The following is a 17,623-nucleotide window of genomic DNA, read 5'->3' on the forward strand; positions in this document are numbered from 1 at the left end:
CACCCTCCCGACCAAGCGTCGGGGGCCGCTATTCTCGCCGATTGGCGCCACGCATACACCCATCAGAAACACTGCTGAAAACCCCATCAGATGCCCTGACAACGAACACTTCGACAAAAGATTTAAGGGCGGCAAATTGACACATGCCTCATAAGGCTTTTAACCTAGCCAACAGCGATTGTAAATTGGTAATACCAATATACCAAATACAATCGACAGCATTGACCAATAACAATTAGGGGCCACCCCATATGCAAACCTGGCAACAGCTCTACAGTCCGCTCGGCAGCCTCGGCCTGTCCGCTCTCGCGGCCGTCATCCCGATCGTTTTCTTCTTCCTCGCCCTGGCCGTGTTCCGCCTCAAAGGTCACGTCGCCGGCAGCATCACCCTCGCCCTGTCGATTCTGGTGGCCATCTTTGCCTTCCAGATGCCTGTCGACATGGCCTTCGCAGCAGCGGGCTATGGATTTGCCTACGGTCTGTGGCCCATTGCCTGGATCATCGTGGCCGCGGTGTTCCTCTACAAACTGACCGTCAAAAGTGGCCAGTTCGAAATCATCCGCAGCTCGGTACTGTCGATCACCGACGACCAGCGCCTGCAAGTGCTGCTGATCGGCTTCTGCTTCGGTGCATTCCTTGAAGGTGCAGCCGGTTTCGGCGCACCGGTAGCGATTACTGCCGCCCTGCTTGTAGGCCTGGGTTTTAACCCGCTGTACGCCGCTGGCCTGTGCCTGATCGCCAACACCGCGCCAGTCGCCTTTGGCGCCCTGGGTATCCCGATCATCGTGGCTGGTCAGGTAACCGGCATCGACGCGTTCAAGATCGGCGCCATGGCCGGCCGCCAACTGCCCCTGCTGTCGCTGTTCGTGCCCTTCTGGCTGGTATTCATGATGGACGGCCTGCGCGGCGTGCGTGAAACCTGGCCTGCAGCGCTGGTGGCTGGCTTGAGCTTTGCCATCACCCAGTACTACACCTCCAACTACATTGGCCCGGAACTGCCGGACATCACCTCGGCCCTGGCCAGCCTGGTCAGCCTGACCCTGTTCCTGAAAGTCTGGCAGCCAAAACGTACCGCAGGCGCTCAGATCGCAGGCGTGACCTCGGACGTAATTGTCACCGCCAGCGCAGGTGGTTTCGGCAAGCCAACCAACCTGATGGCTTCGCCTTACAGCCTGATGCAGATTCTGAAAGCCTGGTCGCCGTTCCTGATCCTCACCGTACTGGTCACCATCTGGACCCTCAAACCGTTCAAGGCCATGTTCTCTGCCGGTGGTTCGATGTACAGCTGGGTGTTCAACTTCGCGATCCCGCATCTGGACCAACTGGTGGTCAAGACTGCACCGATCGTCAATGCGCCGACTGCCATTGCGGCCGTGTTCAAGCTTGATCCGATTTCAGCCACTGGTACGGCGATTTTCTTCTCGGCATTGATCTCGATGCTGATCCTGAAAATCAACATCAAGACTGGTCTGACCACTTTAAAAGAGACCTTCTACGAACTGCGCTGGCCGATCCTGTCTATTGGTATGGTGCTGGCCTTTGCCTTCGTCACCAACTACTCGGGCATGTCTTCGACCATGGCGCTGGTACTGGCCGGTACAGGCGCAGCGTTCCCGTTCTTCTCGCCGTTCCTCGGCTGGCTGGGCGTGTTCCTGACCGGTTCCGATACTTCGTCCAACGCCCTGTTCAGCTCGTTGCAAGCCACCACCGCCCACCAGATCGGCGTCAGCGACACCCTGATGGTGGCCGCCAACACCAGCGGCGGCGTGACCGGCAAGATGATTTCCCCGCAATCGATCGCCGTGGCCTGTGCGGCAACCGGTCTGGTGGGTAAAGAATCCGACCTGTTCCGCTTCACCCTCAAGCACAGCCTGTTCTTCGCCACCATCGTCGGCCTGATCACTCTGGCTCAAGCCTATTGGTTTACCGGCATGCTGGTGCACTGATAAGGACTATGGTTACTGCACATTAATGGCGCCGGGGCACTGCCCCGGCGTCAGTAATTCACTACCCGGTCCACCTCGGTGGACACATAACCGGGACCACCCGGAGACGCCTGATGAGCGAGCTTTTCTATAATGCCGTGCCTAATGCGACCCGCGTCGCCCCACCCCTTCCGACGCCTCGCCAGTACCCTGCGCACAAACCGCGCAAGGTCTATCTGTTCGGCACCTGCGTAGTCGACCTGTTCTTCCCCGAAGCCGGGATGGACGCCATCCACCTGATTGAACGCGAAGGTATCGAAGTCGACTACCCGCAAGGTCAAAGCTGCTGCGGCCAACCGGCCTACACCTCGGGTTACACCGACCAGGCCCGGGCAGTGGCACGTTCACAGCTTGCCCTGTTCGCCGAAGACTATCCGGTGGTCGTGCCGTCCGGCTCTTGCGCCGGCATGCTGCGCGAACACTATGAAGACCTGTTCAAGGACGAGCCCGAGACCCTGAAAAAGGTTCACGCCCTGGCCGAACGCACCTTTGAACTCACCGAATTCCTGCTGTTTGTGTGCAAGGTCCAGTTCAAGGACCACGGCGCTCCGGTCAAGGTTGCGCTGCACACCTCCTGCTCCGCCCGCCGTGAAATGAACACCCACCTGCACGGCCGCGAAATGCTCGCACAACTGGGCAATGTGGAACGCATCGACCACAGCCACGAAAGCGAATGCTGCGGTTTTGGCGGGACATTTAGCGTACGCATGCCGGATATTTCCGGTGCCATGGTCGCTGACAAGACTCGTGCCCTGATTGAAACCGGCGCCCATCAAGTGCTCACCGCCGACTGCGGCTGCCTGATGAATATCAACGGCTCGCTGGAAAAACAGAAACAAGCCCTGCGCGGTCAACATCTGGCCAGTTTCCTGTGGCAGCGCACCGGAGGTGGCCAATGAACGCCAGTACACTGATTCCTACCGTGGCCGTGGAAGAAGACTTCCGCGAGCGCGCACATGAAGCCCTGGCTGACCAGCAACTGCGCAACAACTTCCGCAGTGCCATGGATTCACTGATGAGCAAACGCGCCGTGGCCTTCAGCGACGCTCACGAGCGTGAACACCTGCGCGCCCTGGGCAACGCCATCCGCGCCCGCGCCCTGTCCAAACTGCCCGATTTGCTGGAACGACTGGAAGCCAACCTGACCCGCAACGGCGTGCAGGTGCATTGGGCTGAAACCGTCGACGAAGCCAACGAAATTGTTATGTCCATCGCCCGCCGCCGCGCCGCCAAACAGGTGATCAAGGGCAAGTCGATGGTAAGCGAAGAGATGGAGATGAACCACGTGCTCGGCGCCCAGGGCATTGAATGCCTTGAGTCCGACATGGGCGAGTACATCGTTCAGCTCGACAATGAAAAACCGTCCCACATCATCATGCCCGCTATCCACAAGAACGCCGGGCAAGTGGCCGACCTGTTTCACGAAAAACTCGGTGTGGAATACACCAAGGACGTCGACCAACTGATCCAGATCGGTCGCCGCGTACTACGGCAGAAATTCTTCGAGGCCGATATCGGCGTGTCCGGAGTCAACTTCGCGGTTGCCGAAACCGGCACCCTGCTGCTGGTGGAAAACGAAGGCAATGGGCGTATGTCAACGACCGTGCCACCTGTGCATATTGCTGTCACCGGTATTGAGAAAGTTGTCGAAAACCTGCGTGACGTTGTACCGCTGGTGTCCTTGCTGACTCGCTCGGCCCTGGGCCAGCCGATCACCACCTACGTCAATATGATCTCCGGGCCGCGCAAGCCCGGCGAACTGGATGGCCCTGAAGAAGTGCATCTGGTGTTGCTCGACAACGGTCGCAGTCAGGCCTTTGCCGACAGTGAACTGCGCCAGACGCTGAACTGCATCCGCTGCGGCGCCTGCATGAACCACTGCCCGGTTTACACCCGTATTGGCGGCCATGCCTACGGCGAGGTGTACCCCGGTCCGATTGGCGCAATCATCACCCCGCATATGGTGGGCCTGGGCAAAGTTCCCGACCACCCAAGTGCCTCATCGCTGTGCGGCGCCTGTGGCGAAGTGTGCCCGGTAAAAATTCCGATCCCGGCCCTGCTGCGCCGTCTGCGCGAAGAAAACGTCAAAGCCCCCGACACAGTGCCGCGCATCATGCGTGGACAGGGCAGCAAGTACTCACGCAAGGAACGCCTGATCTGGAATATGTGGGCCAGGCTCAACAGCTCCCCTGCCCTATACCGCGTCTTCCTCAAGGCCGCCACCCGCCTGCGCGGGCTGACGCCAAGCAATGTCGGCCCGTGGACACAAAACCACAGCGCCCCAAAACCCGCTGCCCGCTCGCTGCATGATATGGCCCGCGAGCATCTGGCGAAAAAGTCGGGAGACCAGTGATGAGCGCCAAGCAAAATATCCTCAACAAGCTGCGTAAAAGCCTGACGGGTACCACACCGGTAGCTGACAACTTCGACGAAGTACTGGTGACAGAACCCTGGACCTACACCCCGGAGCAACGCATCCCGCAACTGCGCAAGTTGATGGAAGCGGTGCACACCGAAATCCACCTCAGCACCGAGCAAGACTGGCCTGCGCTGCTGGCGCAACTGGTCACCGACCGCCAATTGCCGAGCCTGCTGATCGCACCGACTACACCCCACGGGCAGAGAGTCACCGCCCATTGGGCACAACACCCGGCGCTGCCAGCACTCAAGGCCTACGACCGCCCGGTGGAAGAGTGGAAAGCCGAGCTGTTCAACGACACCCCAGCCAGCCTCACCACCACCCTGGGCGCGATTGCCGCCACCGGCAGCCTGATCATGTGGCCGACACCCGAGGAGCCGCGGCTGATGAGCCTGGTGCCACCGGTGCATTTCGCCCTGCTCAAGGCCAGCGAAATCCGTGACAACTTCTATCAGGTACAGCGCGAAATGAACTGGCCCGCCGGTATGCCGACCAATGCACTGCTGGTGTCCGGCCCGTCGAAAACCGCTGATATCGAGCAAGTGCTGGCCTACGGCGCCCACGGCCCGAAAGACCTGATCGTGCTGATCCTGGAGGACGCATGAGTCTGCCCGCTGCATTCGTGCGAGATGCCGAACGCCTGATCCCGCAAGACCGTCGCTTCAACGATCCGTTGTCCACACTGGCCTTTGGCACCGACGCGAGCTTTTACCGGCTGATCCCCAAACTGGTGATTCGCGTTGAATCCGAAGACGAAGTGGTTGAACTGCTGCGCCTGGCCCGCCGCGACCAGGTATCGGTAACCTTCCGCGCTGCCGGCACCAGCCTGTCCGGCCAGGCCATCAGTGACTCGGTGCTGATCGTGCTGGGGGACAACTGGAACGCCAAGGAAATACGCGGTCAGGGCACGCAAATCCGCCTGCAACCCGGCGTTATCGGCGCGCAGGCCAATGCCTGGCTGGCACCTTTCGGACGCAAGATCGGCCCCGATCCGGCCTCGATCAACGCCTGCAAAATCGGTGGCATTGTCGCCAACAACGCCAGCGGCATGTGCTGCGGTACCGCGCAAAACACCTACCACACCCTGGCTGGCCTGCGCGTGGTGCTGGCTGACGGCACCCGGGTCGACACCGAAGACACGGCCAATATCGCCGCCTTTCGTCAAAGCCACGGCGCATTGCTCGAGCAACTGTCGACATTGGCCCGCGAAACCCGCGCCAATACTGAACTGGCTGCCAAAATCCGCCACAAATACCGTCTGAAAAACACCACTGGCTTGTCACTCAATGCCCTGGTGGATTTCGATGACCCGCTGGATATCCTCAGCCACCTGCTGGTGGGCAGCGAAGGCACTCTGGGCTTTATCAGCGCCGTCACCTACGACACCGTGATCGACCACCCGAACAAAGCCTCGGCGCTGATCGTGTTCGCGGATGTTGAAACCTGCTGCAACGCCGTCGCCGTACTCAAAAGCCAGCCCGTATCCGCTGTGGAGCTGCTGGATCGCCGCAGCCTGCGTTCGGTGCAGGACAAACCTGGCATGCCGGCTTTCGTACAACAACTGTCGGCCAATGCCTGCGCACTATTGATCGAATCCCGCGCCGCATCCCAGACTTTGCTGCACGAGCAACTGGCACAAATCATGGCTTCGCTGTCGACCTTCCCGGTCGAGAAACAAGTCGATTTCACCGAAGACCTGAAAGAAAACGCCAAGCTGTGGGCCATCCGCAAGGACACCTTCCCGGCTGTTGGCGCGGTGCGCAAAACCGGCACCACGGTCATCATCGAAGACGTGACCTTCCCGGTCGAACAACTGGCCATCGGCGTCAACCGCCTGATCGAGCTGTTCGACAAGCATCACTACGACGAAGCGATCCTGTTTGGCCACGCGCTGGAGGGCAACCTGCACTTCGTCTTCACCCAGGGCTTCAACAACCCCGAAGAAGTGGCGCGTTACCAGGCCTTTATGGATGACGTGGCACAACTGGTGGCCGTGGAGTTCGGCGGTTCGCTCAAGGCCGAACACGGCACCGGGCGCAATATGGCGCCCTTCGTCGAGCTGGAATGGGGCAGCGACGCCTATCAATTGATGTGGCAACTCAAGCGTTTGCTTGACCCTCAAGGCATTCTCAACCCCGACGTGGTGCTCAGCGAAGACCCGCATATCCACCTCAAGCACCTCAAGCCAATGCCAGCCGCTGACGAGATTGTGGATAAGTGCATCGAGTGCGGTTTCTGCGAACCGGTGTGCCCGTCCAAGGGCCTGACCCTCAGCCCGCGTCAGCGGATTGTGATCTGGCGCGATATCCAGGCCAAAAAGAGCGCCGGTATCGACACCACTGAACTGGAAAAAGCCTACGCCTATCAGGGTATCGATACCTGTGCTGCTACCGGTTTATGCGCACAACGTTGCCCGGTTGGCATCAACACCGGCGAGTTGGTGAAAAAACTGCGGGCCCGCAGCGCCCACAGCGTGAAAACCGCTGACTGGCTGGGCAATCACTTTGCGACCACGCTGCAAGGTGCACGCTTCACCCTGCACGTAGCCAATGGCGCACGCATGCTGCTGGGCGCGCCGCGCCTTGGGAAAATCTCGTCTGCATTGACCAGGGCCAGCAAAGGCCGCGTACCCTTGTGGACCAACGCCATGCCCCAGCCGGAACGGGCGATTCGCTTCACCCCGCCCGTCAAGGATGCTCGGCCACGGGTTGTCTACCTGGCGGCCTGCGTCTCGCGGGTTATGGGCCCGGCGGCAGGTGACAAGGAACAAATGTCACTGCTGGATAAAACCCGCGGCCTGCTGGAAAAAGCCGGTTACCAAGTGGTGTTCCCCGACAATATGGACAGCTTGTGCTGCGGCCAGCCGTTTGCCTCCAAGGGCTACAGCGAACAGGCCGAACACAAGCGCCAGGAACTGATCGGCGCCTTGCTGCATGCCAGCCGTGGCGGGCTAGACCCGATCTACTGCGACACCAGCCCCTGCACCTTGCGCCTGGTGCAAGACCTGGGCGAGAGCCGCCTCGACCTGTACGACCCGGTGCGCTTTATTCGCACCCACCTTGTGGATAAGTTGAACTTCACCCCACAAACGGCGCCGATCGCCGTGCATGTCACCTGCAGCACCCAGCACCTGGGCGAAAGCCAGGCACTGATCGACATTGCCCGCCTGTGCAGCACCGAAGTGGTAATCCCGGAAGGTATTCATTGCTGTGGTTTTGCCGGTGACAAAGGCTTTACCACCCCCGAACTCAACGCCCACTCGCTGCGCAGCTTGAAGGATGCGGTGCAGCATTGCAGCGAAGGCATATCCACCAGCCGCACCTGTGAGATCGGCCTGAGCCAGCATGGCGGGATTGATTACCACGGGCTGGTGTATCTGGTGGATCGGGTGACAAGCCCTAACATCTTGTAAATCAGCAATACCCGAGGCCATAAACCTCGGCTTTAAGTGGGAGCGGGCTTGCTCGCGATGCAGACGACGCGGTGTATCTGTTTACCCGAGTTGATGCTATCGCGAGCAAGCCCGCTCCCACAAAATCAAAAATCGTCCTCATTTTCGGCCGAAAAAATTAGAAAATAATCACCAGACACAAGCAGAACTCCTGAGCATGGCTATAGTCAATTGGCTTAAGGCCCCAATGTTTGGGGCATAAAACCGAGCCTGGAAGCACCGGGCCTACCATGTGCACAAGGAGTTTTCCCCATGAAGCGTACCGCTCTTGCTGGTTTGTTTATTTCCGCTGTGATGTTGGCCTCCCCGGTGTTTGCGGCAGAAGACCTGTGCCAGATCAACCTGCAAAAGATCAATGACGCTGTCGCCAGCTCTGGAGAAATCAGCTCCGACCTGCAAGACAACATCGACAGCACCGTCGCCCAGGCCAAGGAAGAACAATCCAAAGGCACCAAAGAAGGCACCCAAGCCTGTATCTCATTGACCACCCAAGCGCTCCAGGACATCGCCAACAACAACAAAGGTGGTGAGTAACCCCTTTGGGTTGGCCTTCTGCGCGACAAAGGCGTACACTGCGCAGGCTTGCTGGTTACACACAGCAGGCATCGGGGCCGTTTAGGATTCGACGCCGGTTGCGAAACTCTAGGTGCATGCCGAGTTGGTAACAGAACTCGTAAATCCACTGTTGCAACTACTTATAGTTGCCAATGACGAAACCTACGAGGGTCAAGCTCTCGCAGCGTAAGCTGCCTTAGCCATCCTCCTGGTACCTTCGGGTCCAGCAATCACTAGGGGATGCCTGTAAACCTGAAGTGATTGTCATATAGAACAGGATCGCCGTGCAGTACGTTGTGGACGAATCGGCTAAAACTTACACAACTCGCCCAAAGCACCCTGCCCTTCGGGTCGCTGAGGGTTAACTTAATAGAAACGGCTAAGCATGTAGTACCGACAGCGGAGTACTGGCGGACGGGGGTTCAAATCCCCCCGGCTCCACCACTTCATCATCTAAAGACGTCCACGGACGTCTTTTTTTGTGCCCGAAATCCAGTGAATACGGGGGTTTCAGCGCTTATGGAGGCTTTGCACGGTTTCTGAGTTCCAGGCGCTTTGGTATCCCAGGTGGTATCCCGGACTACCAAATGCTATTTTCAGGATACCAAAACGGTGCTGGAGGTAGCTCCCATGCCTACTAACGCAACCCGCCTCTCCGATCGCCAGCTCAAGGCAGTCAAGGCAACTGGTAAAGACTTCGTCCTCAGCGACGGCGATGGCTTGCAGCTTCGAGTACGCGCCAGCGGCTCGATGATGTGGAATTTCAATTACCGTGAGCCGTTGACCAGAAGCCGTATCAACATGGCGCTTGGTCCATACCCCGACCTCTCGCTAGCCAACGCCCGAAAGAAAGCCGCAGAGGCGCGTGAGTTGCTCGCTTTGGGCATTGATCCCAAAACCCAGCGTGATGAGGTAAGACAAGCCAAACTTGCTGAGAGTGAACACACTTTCGAGAAGGTGGCCACGGCCTGGTTCGAGCTGAAGAAAGACTCCGTAACCAAAGCCTACGCCGAAGACATTTGGAGATCGCTGACGCTTCATGTTTTCCCAAGCATGAAAACAACGCCGCTCTCTCAAATCACTGCTCCGATGGTTATCAAGATCCTTCGTCCAATCGAGGCCAAAGGGAGCCTCGAAACCGTGAAACGATTGAGCCAACGACTGAACGAGATCATGACCTACGGGGTCAACTCCGGGCTGATATTCGCGAACCCCCTCAATGGAATTCGGGCGGTATTCAAGAAACCCAAGAAAGAGAACATGGCTGCGCTACCACCTGAGGAGCTTCCCGAGCTCATGATGGAAATCGCGAACGCCAGCATCAAGCGCACGACCCGCTGCCTGATCGAATGGCAACTGCACACGATGACCCGCCCTGCCGAAGCGGCCACCACACGATGGGCAGATATCGACTTCGACAAGCGCATTTGGACCATTCCGCCAGAGCGCATGAAAAAGCGTCGGCCGCACACAATCCCTCTTACCGATCAGGCACTTTCGTTACTGGAGACGCTCAAGCAACTCAGCGGTAACAGAGAGTACGTGTTCCCCTCAGATAGAAATCCCCGCACCCATGCCAATAGCCAGACCGCCAACATGGCGTTGAAGCGCATGGGCTTTCAGGACCGTCTGGTCAGCCACGGCTTGCGCTCGATGGCGAGCACCATCCTGAATGAGCATGGCTGGGATCCGGAGCTGATAGAGGTCGCGCTGGCGCATGTCGACAAGGACGAAGTTCGTAGCGCCTACAACCGGGCGGATTACATCGAACGCCGGCGTCCGATGATGGCCTGGTGGAGTGAACATATCCAGAAGGCGGCCACCGGCAGCCTGTCGGCATCGGCCATCAATCAAACCAGAGATCGCAACGTCGTACCGATTCGCTGAACATCCAAAAGGTACGCGCCACCGGTTACGATCCGTGTCCTGTAGTAGAGCGAAACGAGTGACGACAGTTGCCAGATCTCTGGTATGCCTGCGCTTCTTCAGCCAAGCCCCTGAGTATGGGAAGGCTCCGCATTCCCATACTCAGGGGCTCATGCTTAAAGGTCTATCAGGCAACCACGACTTTTGCCTTTCTACGGCGGATCAACCCTGCTGTTAACTCGTAGTAGTAGACGGTAGCTGGAGCTGAGCATCGCAAATAGTGCTCCAGAAACCATCTCACGTGCTTTTCTCTCCAGGACCAGGGAGTCGCGCAACCCCAGCGTTCACGAATCACCTCGTGCATCCTTTCTGCTTGCCTGATGTGCCGCTGCTGCGTGGCATGCGCACCTTTGAGCATGGGGCGCAGGAACAACGCTATGTCGAACTCGGCCGTCATCGCCGGCCTCCGATGTAGGCACTCACCACATCGATGCGGTTATGTCCCAACTCATGGCTGATCTGCTTACGGGCTCGCTGATCGAGTGCTCGATCCTCTCGATGAACACGTCCACCATTAACGGGTGCAGGAAAGCCGATTAATTGCTCATAGCGCTCACAGGCGTAAGCCGCCCGCAGCTCATGAAAACCCTTCAATCCATGCTCATGCAGGATGTCCCGTGCCGGTCGCACAACTGCCTGCATAAAGTCTTTGTAGCTTTCGTCGGGCGCCAACAAATTCCGACTGCCATTGGGTGAGGTCGCGCTGGCCCAATCCAGGGCATCGCGAACTTGATCCGTTACCTTAATCCAGCGCGGTGCCGAGGCCCCTGATCGACCACCTTTGGTGCCATCCTGGATGTTGATCTTGCCCAGTTGCCGAACCTCACGTTGCAGTCGGGTCAGATCGGCCAGGATCGCTTCGCGCAGGCGCATACCAGTCTCACGGGCGAGGAGCACAATGGCACTCACCCTCGATTGCTGACGATCTGACAGCGCCCGCGCGATCAACTCGACCTGCGCACGGTCTTGGCCTTGCGGAGCCTCACTACGCACGCTTGAGCGCTGCAAGCCCAGCGCCTTACTCGGACTCGGGATTTTGACGTACTGATCACCGCGCAGCGCGGCCATCGTTCGGTTCACGCTGGACAGTCGGTTCTGCGCGGTGGCAATGCCGACGTTGCCCTGATCAACCTGCTCCCGCACGTGGACGGCGTACCGCATGAGGATCTCGCGGTCGATCTGGCGCGCGTCGTTGACCCTCGGTCCTTCATCGGATCGACACCAATGCACGAACGCCTGCCAGCGATCGCTATGGGCTTTGACGGTAGCAAAATGGCCGTCGCCAAACAGGTCTTTCAGTGCTTGCCGTCCAGCATAGCTAAGCTGGCGACCGAAACCGAAATTGCGCCCCGCTCGCTTACCGACCCGTGCCATTTTTCTGTTCCTGATCGACTGCCGCGAGATCATGCAAAAGGGCTCGCCAGTGCGCACTTACAATCGCGAACTGAGCCCAATCAGTCGGGCGAAAACACAGCGTGTTGTCGGTGACGTAAAGATGCGCACCCTCCTCTTTCAACCATTGAATAATGGCTGTCGTAGAGGCGATAGCTTTATGGGTGGTGGCGACACTGGCGACAGCGGCGACAACCCTTGCCCTGCCTGGTTTTGAGCGTGGCGACAAAGTGGCGACAGTAGCGGCGACAAATCGCACTTTGGGCTCCTTTTGACGCTGAGCCAGATGGTTGCGCAGCGCTTCATCAAGATTAAACATGGCGCACCTCGAAGGTGTGGCCATCGGTGATCAACCACTGATGATCAATCAACTCGACCAGCAGCTTGGCGGCATGACGACTGCTCTTGCGGGCAAAGCGGGGACCGTTGCGATTCAATTCACGAATACTGAAACGCTTCCAATCTTTGACCTGCAGCCAGCGCAACAGCCGGTCCGCCTCCTCCTGAACTCGACACACTGGCTCCTGCTCAGTGAGACGCTGTATCTCGGTGAGGTAGTAGCCGACTAAAGCGGAGGCCCGTTGGATATGGTCGACCTCCACGACGCTGCTCTCCTCCACAACTGCAAGAATGCCGGCGACGCGCAGCAGGTTATCGGCGGCCTTTGATCCGCTGGGCCGTACGCTGGCCAGTTCGCCAAACTCCCCCAACTGAGCTTCGATAGCATCATGCAAATCAATCCAGCGACGACGCGCCAGCGGGCTGAGGCTCAGCTTTAACAGCTGCAAGGCTCCGTCAGCGGAAAGTGACCAAGGCTGATAAAACAGAGCCGAAAGGCGGTGATGGTAGCGCTTGAGTGCGACATCTTTGGACAAATCGACAGCCTGGTAGCTACGTTGCCCGGCTAGACTGGTGGGCCAGGTCATCAAGCAGCGCCCTAGAATGCCTTGCCCCTGCAGCAACGGGTCACTGAGTAACTGCATGGCCAAATACGGTTGCAGCATCAGGTGCAGGCTCAGGCGTCGGTCATAGGCTCGTAGGCTTTCGCCTGCCATAGAGCGAGCACGATCAATCGGGCTACCGTCCCAGAGTGACGACAAGGTTGTGACCGCTTTCAAACGGTTATCCCGACTCATGGTGCTGCTACCTAGGAATTGCCCACCTTCGTCACAGAACAGGCCCATGCTCGGTAAGTCACGACAGAGACCTTTGATCACGGCCTCGATAGTTGGGTCCGTAGTGATCAACCTGGGTGCGGATGGCTCCGCTTCGAGCGGTACGCCGCTTGCGGAGGCGGGATCGGCAGGATTGATACGCTGCGCCTGTCGCTGTGCGGAGCGGTACCGGGAGAGCTGTTCACGATAGTGTTGCCACTGTTCACGCTCCCATTGGCGTGCTGGCAGCAATGCAGATCGGTCTGCCGCGGTCTTGCGATCACCGGACGCGGCCACCGTGATCAGGTACAGCGACAGGGGATAACTTCTCCCGTCGAGTTGTAAGCCCGCATGGCATTGGGTGGCCAGGGCCGAGGCGGCCAACACAGATTGCGCGGCCAGTGCTTGGGGCACGCCGATGACCTCGGCCATGCGCTCAACCGCGGGCCCAAGAATTCCACCCAACGCCTTAACTGGATAAGGCTCGGCCACCGTGCTCAACTCGATTAGCGGTCGAGGGGATCGTGGTAGTTCAAGCTTCGGATCTAACTGCTGCATGGGTCCTCTCCTCGGTAGTTACTGACTGCCCTCACATACTCCCGCCACGCTTGTTGAGTGTTATCAGGGATCAAGGCCCCTGCGACCTGTGAGGTGCGTTCACTGACGCGGAACGTACGGCTCCTTACGACCGGGAGCGGGGGCATGAACCCATGAATCTGGCCTCCTTGGCGCATCCGAAAATGCGGGCGGGTAGAGGCTGTGCCGACTGACGAGTTCGACACCTGGAGATCCTGAGTGGGAGAAGGCAACAACATCGACACCTGGGGCATACCTGACTGTCAGTCAGGTGCAGCCTTTCCATAGGCTGCGGCACCCGTGCCTGTGTCGTTGCGGATGGCGACGAATCGGATTTGTCAGGCCGATTGTCACGAGGAGAGTTGCGGCAATGCCCTGTACGACGGGGCTTGCAGCAGTGGTACGAGCACCCGTCTCTTTCCAGGAGAAAGAGACGGGCACAGATTGGCGCAGCTAAGTGTGCCGAGAGATGAAGTTGCTGCAGTGCAGCGAGGAAGGTCTATCGTCCGCCGCAGTGGGCAGATAAGCCGAGTAGGCATCCATCACTTTTGCGGAGTGACCGTGCGAGCCGCCGGACGCTAATCGCACTTCGGGAGAACCACCACGCAAGTGGCGTAGCCTTAAAGGTTTTGGCTACCTGGGCAGGTGCTGTCAACGACAGCGGTCCGTGCGCCAATTTTTATACCCACTCCAAAAGGCGGTCAAGCGTCACGGCCAAAACGTGCAAAAAGCGGCGACTGTCGCCACTTTTGTCGCCATGCTCCAGACCACGGTCTACGTGGGTTGTCGCCGGTGTCGCCACTGTCGCCACACCGACATTCCAGCCCAACGAAAAGATCCGCAAATACACTGAATGGCGTTGCGCTCGAAGGAAATCGCGGCGAATTACTGACGGGTGAAAGCTAGCGTGGCGCTAATCAAATTGAAAGTGGGAAAGTAGAACGAGGCGGCTTCGAGAAAAAACGAGTGAACCCTCCAATCGGCGCGATCAAAGATCGCTTGATCCGAGGGTTTGGCGGGAAAAGCAAATCAGACTCAGGCATCAAAGCGGGTTGATTGGGAAGTGACGGCCTCACATCGCGTGATCAGCGTCTGCTGCAACCGCAGCAAAACCTGCTTCAAATGCCTCTTGTGGATCACCTGGACGATGACGTTTTCGGTTCTGAGACAGCGCCCACCATAACAGTAATGATGAGCCTTCAAGCCAAGTCTCTGCGCAACGAACACCCTCCTTTATATAGCTTCCATGCAGTGTGGTCGATTGACGCATTTCCACTAGCGATCGCATCTCGGAAGGTCACATTATTGAACTGCATTCGTAGTAGGGCCTCCCGCGCTTCACAGGGCACGAAGGGGCGAGCGCGTTCAGAATGAGTGGACTAGCTGATTCTAGGAGCAATTTGTCGCGTGATGGCACCGGCGGTAGCTGCCAGCCAACAAATTCCTTAACGAGCGCGCAGGCTTCCGTACGGCAAGCTCTGGGCTGAAGCCGCCTAGTTTTTCATTGGACAGCGACGGAATGGTCACTTTAAGCGAAATGCTAGGAGAGCCGTTTCGTGAAGGAAACGGACACCAATAGTGCCACTATAGATATCGTTATGACATGATCACACTCGGGGCCATTTTTGATACAGGAGCACATCATTCTCTGAAGCGTTACGAAATTTTGGCACTCGAACGGTTGAATCCTTAAACGGACCGGATGGCGCGTCCGTGTAAGTCACTGCACGCGGTTCGCAAACGGCGACGCCCGAGAGCCGCCCAACACATCGATCGCCATGGCTAGATGCGCTAACAGGTGCTAAAGGGAGGCAAGCTCAAATCTGTAGAATTGCTAAAAGGTTGGAAACCACGGCAACACTTCTGATTGGACACCAGACAGAACTAATTAATAAAAATCAGTCATTTAAAGTACGAGCCTACCCAACTAGAGCGGTTCCAAGCGCCACTACAACAAGGATGAAGCATGCACACCTGCGAGCCACCGAAGACGGCGTTAGATGAGTGGTTGATAGCATACGATACGGTCAAAGATAACGGACGATACGGTCATCTCTTGCTAGAGCAGCAGTCTGCCACAGACGACGAGTTGGTCGACGCTCTGCGACCCTACTTCGAGTCTGCGCATTTAGATGCCCGCGAGTATTTCCATCGGCAGATTTCAATTGACCTCCATCCAGATGCAGGTGCTCCAGGGGCGCAGACATGTTATCCGACTTGTTTACCCTCTAGCGCACGCCGAGGCCTTTTCGGTGAGGTTATGGCAGGGATGCTTACTGAAGCGTTTCAAGCGAATTTTGCTGGTGGTCATGAATGGCATATCCCAATTTTTCTGTTCCGACAGCATGCCGATGCTGAAAAGTATCTATGGGACCTTGTTCGTGACCCTAGTAGGACTCGAGAGATTTTTGGACGCTTTGGCACTGACTTCATTGGGTTATCCCTAAACGATGCTGGCGAGGTAGTCCGCTTCATCGCCGGTGAAGCAAAATGGCGAAAACAGCTAACTGAGTCCGTCTTCGATACATTGATGTTAGGAAAATGGGAAAAAGATGATGGTACAGGCGCACGCGTTAGAACTGGACGAGGAGTATGGTACGAGATCAATCACGATACTCCAGTTCCGCATGGACTGAGGCAGCTTCAGCGCCTTCTGGAAGATAGAGACAGGCATGGACATGAGGCGGCAATTTTGTCCATCGACAAAGCTATAGCACTTGACGCCCAACCACTGCCTCGTACGAACCTCATTCTGCTTGCTGGTAGCGGCGCAAAAAAGCGAGAGAAGGCCTCTTGCCTGATTGATTGGACCACCGCTCCAACAGAATATACCGCCCCTCATGATCTGCAGGTCGTCGAGTTAATATTGTCCGATGGAGATCAATTGATCGACGCCCTTTATTCCAGCCTTTGGACGGAGAATGCTTGATGCCTGCATTGGATGCTGAACGTCTCGAAGTCGCCCGTATTGTAAGAGATGCGCTCGCAATACAGAACCAACTATCCCGCCGGCAGGCACGAGCATATGTTCGCTGCCTTCAAACGATGTGGCAGGTGCCGACCATCATGTGGGGTGAACAAGAGTCGTTGATATTATTGGCAGATGCCCGAAGGCTTCTTCATGCTGCCCACATTTTTCGCCAAGTCGAAGGAATATCATCGCTAGGAGCAACTGACTGCTATCGGAGGTCTGGCGAAATTTTGGAGTGGCTAACTCGATCATCCGACAGCATAAATACTGTTGTTCCGATCGAGTTATTAGCTGCTGCTGCCTATCAACTAGGCGGGCTTCCAGCGATGGCGGCTGGTTTATTGGGACAGGTCAACTCCGAAAACTCAGGGATTGGTCTCTATGCAGCTTTCTTGAAGGCTGATTTTGACGGTGTTCTAAGTCGCTGCGTCGCCTTCTGGCGCGAAAACCCCGAGCTTACGGAACAAAATGCCAGTTATCGCCTTGCTAGTACTGGAGTTGATGACGAGGATGATAATGTAATTGCTTGGTATTTTTCAGTAGAGTTAGTTCGTTGCCTCGGTCTAATCGCATCCAGCCTTCGTAGCGGCGATAATGAACGGCTAGAGCGGGCGATGTTAAAGCTTGGGGCTCTGGACGACATGTCGTTTAGGACCTTCAGCGCAGACGCATCATTAATTGTATCTCTCATTCGCCAAGTAGCGGAGGGATTCAAAGCCTCCAGCATTTATCGCCCCCTACTTGCTCTGTCGGAGTTGAACCCTAGTCGACGCGACAAGCTTTTGGTGTATGCCAGAGATCAGTATAGCCGGGGCCGGGGCATTTTATGGACCTCGCAACTCCACGGCTTAGACAAATTAATTAATGGCTCCTCATTCGCACTGTGCACTCCTACAGGATCAGGAAAAACACTGGTGGCCAATATGGCACTTATAAAAGAGCTTCTTTTGCGTGAATTCGTGGATCAAGCTCCATTGGCGATATACTTGGTTCCTTCTAGGGCATTGGCAGGAGAGGTTGAATCCAAGCTTCGCTCCGAACTAGGCGGAGAGATGACTATCACTGCGCTGTACGGAGGTGCCGATTGGGGTATCACTGGGCGGCCGCGAAAACTGAGTGCAACACCTGACCTTTCCGGTACGGTGCTGCCCCTATGTCCTATTCCGAACTCAGCGTTGAAGAGCGCGCGATCAT

13 protein-coding genes and 1 other RNA gene are annotated in these 17,623 nt (G+C 57.2%); 10 read left to right on the plus strand and 4 right to left on the minus strand.

What is annotated here, in order from left to right; all coding sequences use genetic code 11:
* Positions 1 to 251: 251 nt before the first annotated feature.
* The 8 genes from ACZRMH_RS17885 to ACZRMH_RS17920 all read left to right on the plus strand — a co-directional run bounded on the left by ACZRMH_RS17885 (position 252) and on the right by ACZRMH_RS17920 (position 10,297).
* Positions 252 to 1,946 carry a lactate permease LctP family transporter gene (locus tag ACZRMH_RS17885; RefSeq protein ID WP_464014555.1) on the plus strand — a complete coding sequence of 565 codons (1,695 nt, stop codon included), beginning with the start codon at positions 252 to 254 and terminating at the stop codon, positions 1,944 to 1,946.
* A gap of 113 nt (positions 1,947 to 2,059) precedes the next feature.
* Positions 2,060 to 2,884 (plus strand): (Fe-S)-binding protein, encoded by an 825-nt coding sequence (locus ACZRMH_RS17890; RefSeq protein WP_464014556.1) that lies wholly within the window; start codon positions 2,060 to 2,062, stop codon positions 2,882 to 2,884.
* The gene (locus ACZRMH_RS17895) at positions 2,881 to 4,338 is read left to right on the plus strand and encodes a LutB/LldF family L-lactate oxidation iron-sulfur protein (RefSeq protein ID WP_464014557.1); all 1,458 of its coding nucleotides are present in this window, start codon (positions 2,881 to 2,883) and stop codon (positions 4,336 to 4,338) included. The genes ACZRMH_RS17890 and ACZRMH_RS17895 overlap by 4 nt, the downstream gene beginning before the upstream one ends.
* Positions 4,338 to 5,009: a LutC/YkgG family protein gene (locus ACZRMH_RS17900; protein ID WP_464014558.1), complete on the plus strand. Its 672-nt coding sequence runs from the start codon at positions 4,338 to 4,340 to the stop codon at positions 5,007 to 5,009. Before ACZRMH_RS17895 ends, ACZRMH_RS17900 begins: the two co-directional genes overlap by 1 nt.
* A complete protein-coding gene (locus ACZRMH_RS17905) occupies positions 5,006 to 7,816 on the plus strand; it encodes an FAD-binding and (Fe-S)-binding domain-containing protein (RefSeq protein WP_464014559.1) in 2,811 nt (936 codons plus the stop codon). The genes ACZRMH_RS17900 and ACZRMH_RS17905 overlap by 4 nt, the downstream gene beginning before the upstream one ends.
* 291 nt (positions 7,817 to 8,107) lie before the next feature.
* Positions 8,108 to 8,389 carry a hypothetical protein gene (locus ACZRMH_RS17910; protein ID WP_464014560.1) on the plus strand — a complete coding sequence of 94 codons (282 nt, stop codon included), beginning with the start codon at positions 8,108 to 8,110 and terminating at the stop codon, positions 8,387 to 8,389.
* Positions 8,390 to 8,462: 73 nt separating this feature from the next.
* Positions 8,463 to 8,854: a transfer-messenger RNA gene (gene ssrA / locus ACZRMH_RS17915) on the plus strand.
* A gap of 186 nt (positions 8,855 to 9,040) precedes the next feature.
* Positions 9,041 to 10,297, plus strand: coding sequence for an integrase domain-containing protein (locus tag ACZRMH_RS17920; protein ID WP_029299023.1), 1,257 nt, complete (start codon positions 9,041 to 9,043; stop codon positions 10,295 to 10,297).
* Between the two features lie 166 nt (positions 10,298 to 10,463).
* On the opposite strand, the gene ACZRMH_RS17925 is transcribed toward ACZRMH_RS17920, so the two are convergent.
* Genes ACZRMH_RS17925 through ACZRMH_RS17940 form a run of 4 tightly spaced genes read right to left on the minus strand, consistent with a single transcriptional unit; the run spans position 10,464 to position 13,440 of the window.
* On the minus strand, positions 10,464 to 10,733 hold the full coding sequence (locus ACZRMH_RS17925) for a hypothetical protein (protein ID WP_029299025.1): 270 nt from the start codon (positions 10,731 to 10,733) through the stop codon (positions 10,464 to 10,466).
* Positions 10,730 to 11,710, minus strand: a complete 981-nt coding sequence (locus ACZRMH_RS17930; RefSeq protein WP_029299027.1) for an integrase domain-containing protein — start codon at positions 11,708 to 11,710, stop codon at positions 10,730 to 10,732. The genes ACZRMH_RS17925 and ACZRMH_RS17930 overlap by 4 nt, the downstream gene beginning before the upstream one ends.
* The gene (locus tag ACZRMH_RS17935; protein ID WP_029299028.1) at positions 11,694 to 12,047 is read right to left on the minus strand and encodes a hypothetical protein; all 354 of its coding nucleotides are present in this window, start codon (positions 12,045 to 12,047) and stop codon (positions 11,694 to 11,696) included. Before ACZRMH_RS17935 ends, ACZRMH_RS17930 begins: the two co-directional genes overlap by 17 nt.
* Positions 12,040 to 13,440 (minus strand): YfjI family protein, encoded by a 1,401-nt coding sequence (locus ACZRMH_RS17940; protein ID WP_464014561.1) that lies wholly within the window; start codon positions 13,438 to 13,440, stop codon positions 12,040 to 12,042. Before ACZRMH_RS17940 ends, ACZRMH_RS17935 begins: the two co-directional genes overlap by 8 nt.
* A gap of 1,984 nt (positions 13,441 to 15,424) precedes the next feature.
* On the opposite strand from ACZRMH_RS17940, the gene ACZRMH_RS17945 reads away from it, so the two are divergent.
* Positions 15,425 to 16,387: an aminotransferase gene (locus tag ACZRMH_RS17945; protein WP_095010182.1), complete on the plus strand. Its 963-nt coding sequence runs from the start codon at positions 15,425 to 15,427 to the stop codon at positions 16,385 to 16,387.
* A partial coding sequence (locus ACZRMH_RS17950; protein ID WP_464014562.1) for a DEAD/DEAH box helicase occupies positions 16,387 to 17,623 on the plus strand: 1,237 nt, incomplete at its 3' end. The genes ACZRMH_RS17945 and ACZRMH_RS17950, both read left to right, overlap by 1 nt.

The sequence above is a fragment of the Pseudomonas sp. B414 genome (genome assembly GCF_055408445.1).

What these genes read in the sequence shown, in the direction of transcription:
- ACZRMH_RS17885 (WP_464014555.1), top strand. Translation starts at nt 252, where the DNA reads ATGCAAACCTGGCAACAGCTCTACAGTCCGCTCGGCAGCCTCGGCCTG.
- ACZRMH_RS17890 (WP_464014556.1), top strand. Translation starts at nt 2,060, where the DNA reads ATGAGCGAGCTTTTCTATAATGCCGTGCCTAATGCGACCCGCGTCGCC.
- ACZRMH_RS17895 (WP_464014557.1), top strand. Translation starts at nt 2,881, where the DNA reads ATGAACGCCAGTACACTGATTCCTACCGTGGCCGTGGAAGAAGACTTC.
- ACZRMH_RS17900 (WP_464014558.1), top strand. Translation starts at nt 4,338, where the DNA reads ATGAGCGCCAAGCAAAATATCCTCAACAAGCTGCGTAAAAGCCTGACG.
- ACZRMH_RS17905 (WP_464014559.1), top strand. Translation starts at nt 5,006, where the DNA reads ATGAGTCTGCCCGCTGCATTCGTGCGAGATGCCGAACGCCTGATCCCG.
- ACZRMH_RS17910 (WP_464014560.1), top strand. Translation starts at nt 8,108, where the DNA reads ATGAAGCGTACCGCTCTTGCTGGTTTGTTTATTTCCGCTGTGATGTTG.
- ACZRMH_RS17920 (WP_029299023.1), top strand. Translation starts at nt 9,041, where the DNA reads ATGCCTACTAACGCAACCCGCCTCTCCGATCGCCAGCTCAAGGCAGTC.
- ACZRMH_RS17925 (WP_029299025.1), bottom strand. Translation starts at nt 10,733, where the DNA reads ATGACGGCCGAGTTCGACATAGCGTTGTTCCTGCGCCCCATGCTCAAA.
- ACZRMH_RS17930 (WP_029299027.1), bottom strand. Translation starts at nt 11,710, where the DNA reads ATGGCACGGGTCGGTAAGCGAGCGGGGCGCAATTTCGGTTTCGGTCGC.
- ACZRMH_RS17935 (WP_029299028.1), bottom strand. Translation starts at nt 12,047, where the DNA reads ATGTTTAATCTTGATGAAGCGCTGCGCAACCATCTGGCTCAGCGTCAA.
- ACZRMH_RS17940 (WP_464014561.1), bottom strand. Translation starts at nt 13,440, where the DNA reads ATGCAGCAGTTAGATCCGAAGCTTGAACTACCACGATCCCCTCGACCG.
- ACZRMH_RS17945 (WP_095010182.1), top strand. Translation starts at nt 15,425, where the DNA reads ATGCACACCTGCGAGCCACCGAAGACGGCGTTAGATGAGTGGTTGATA.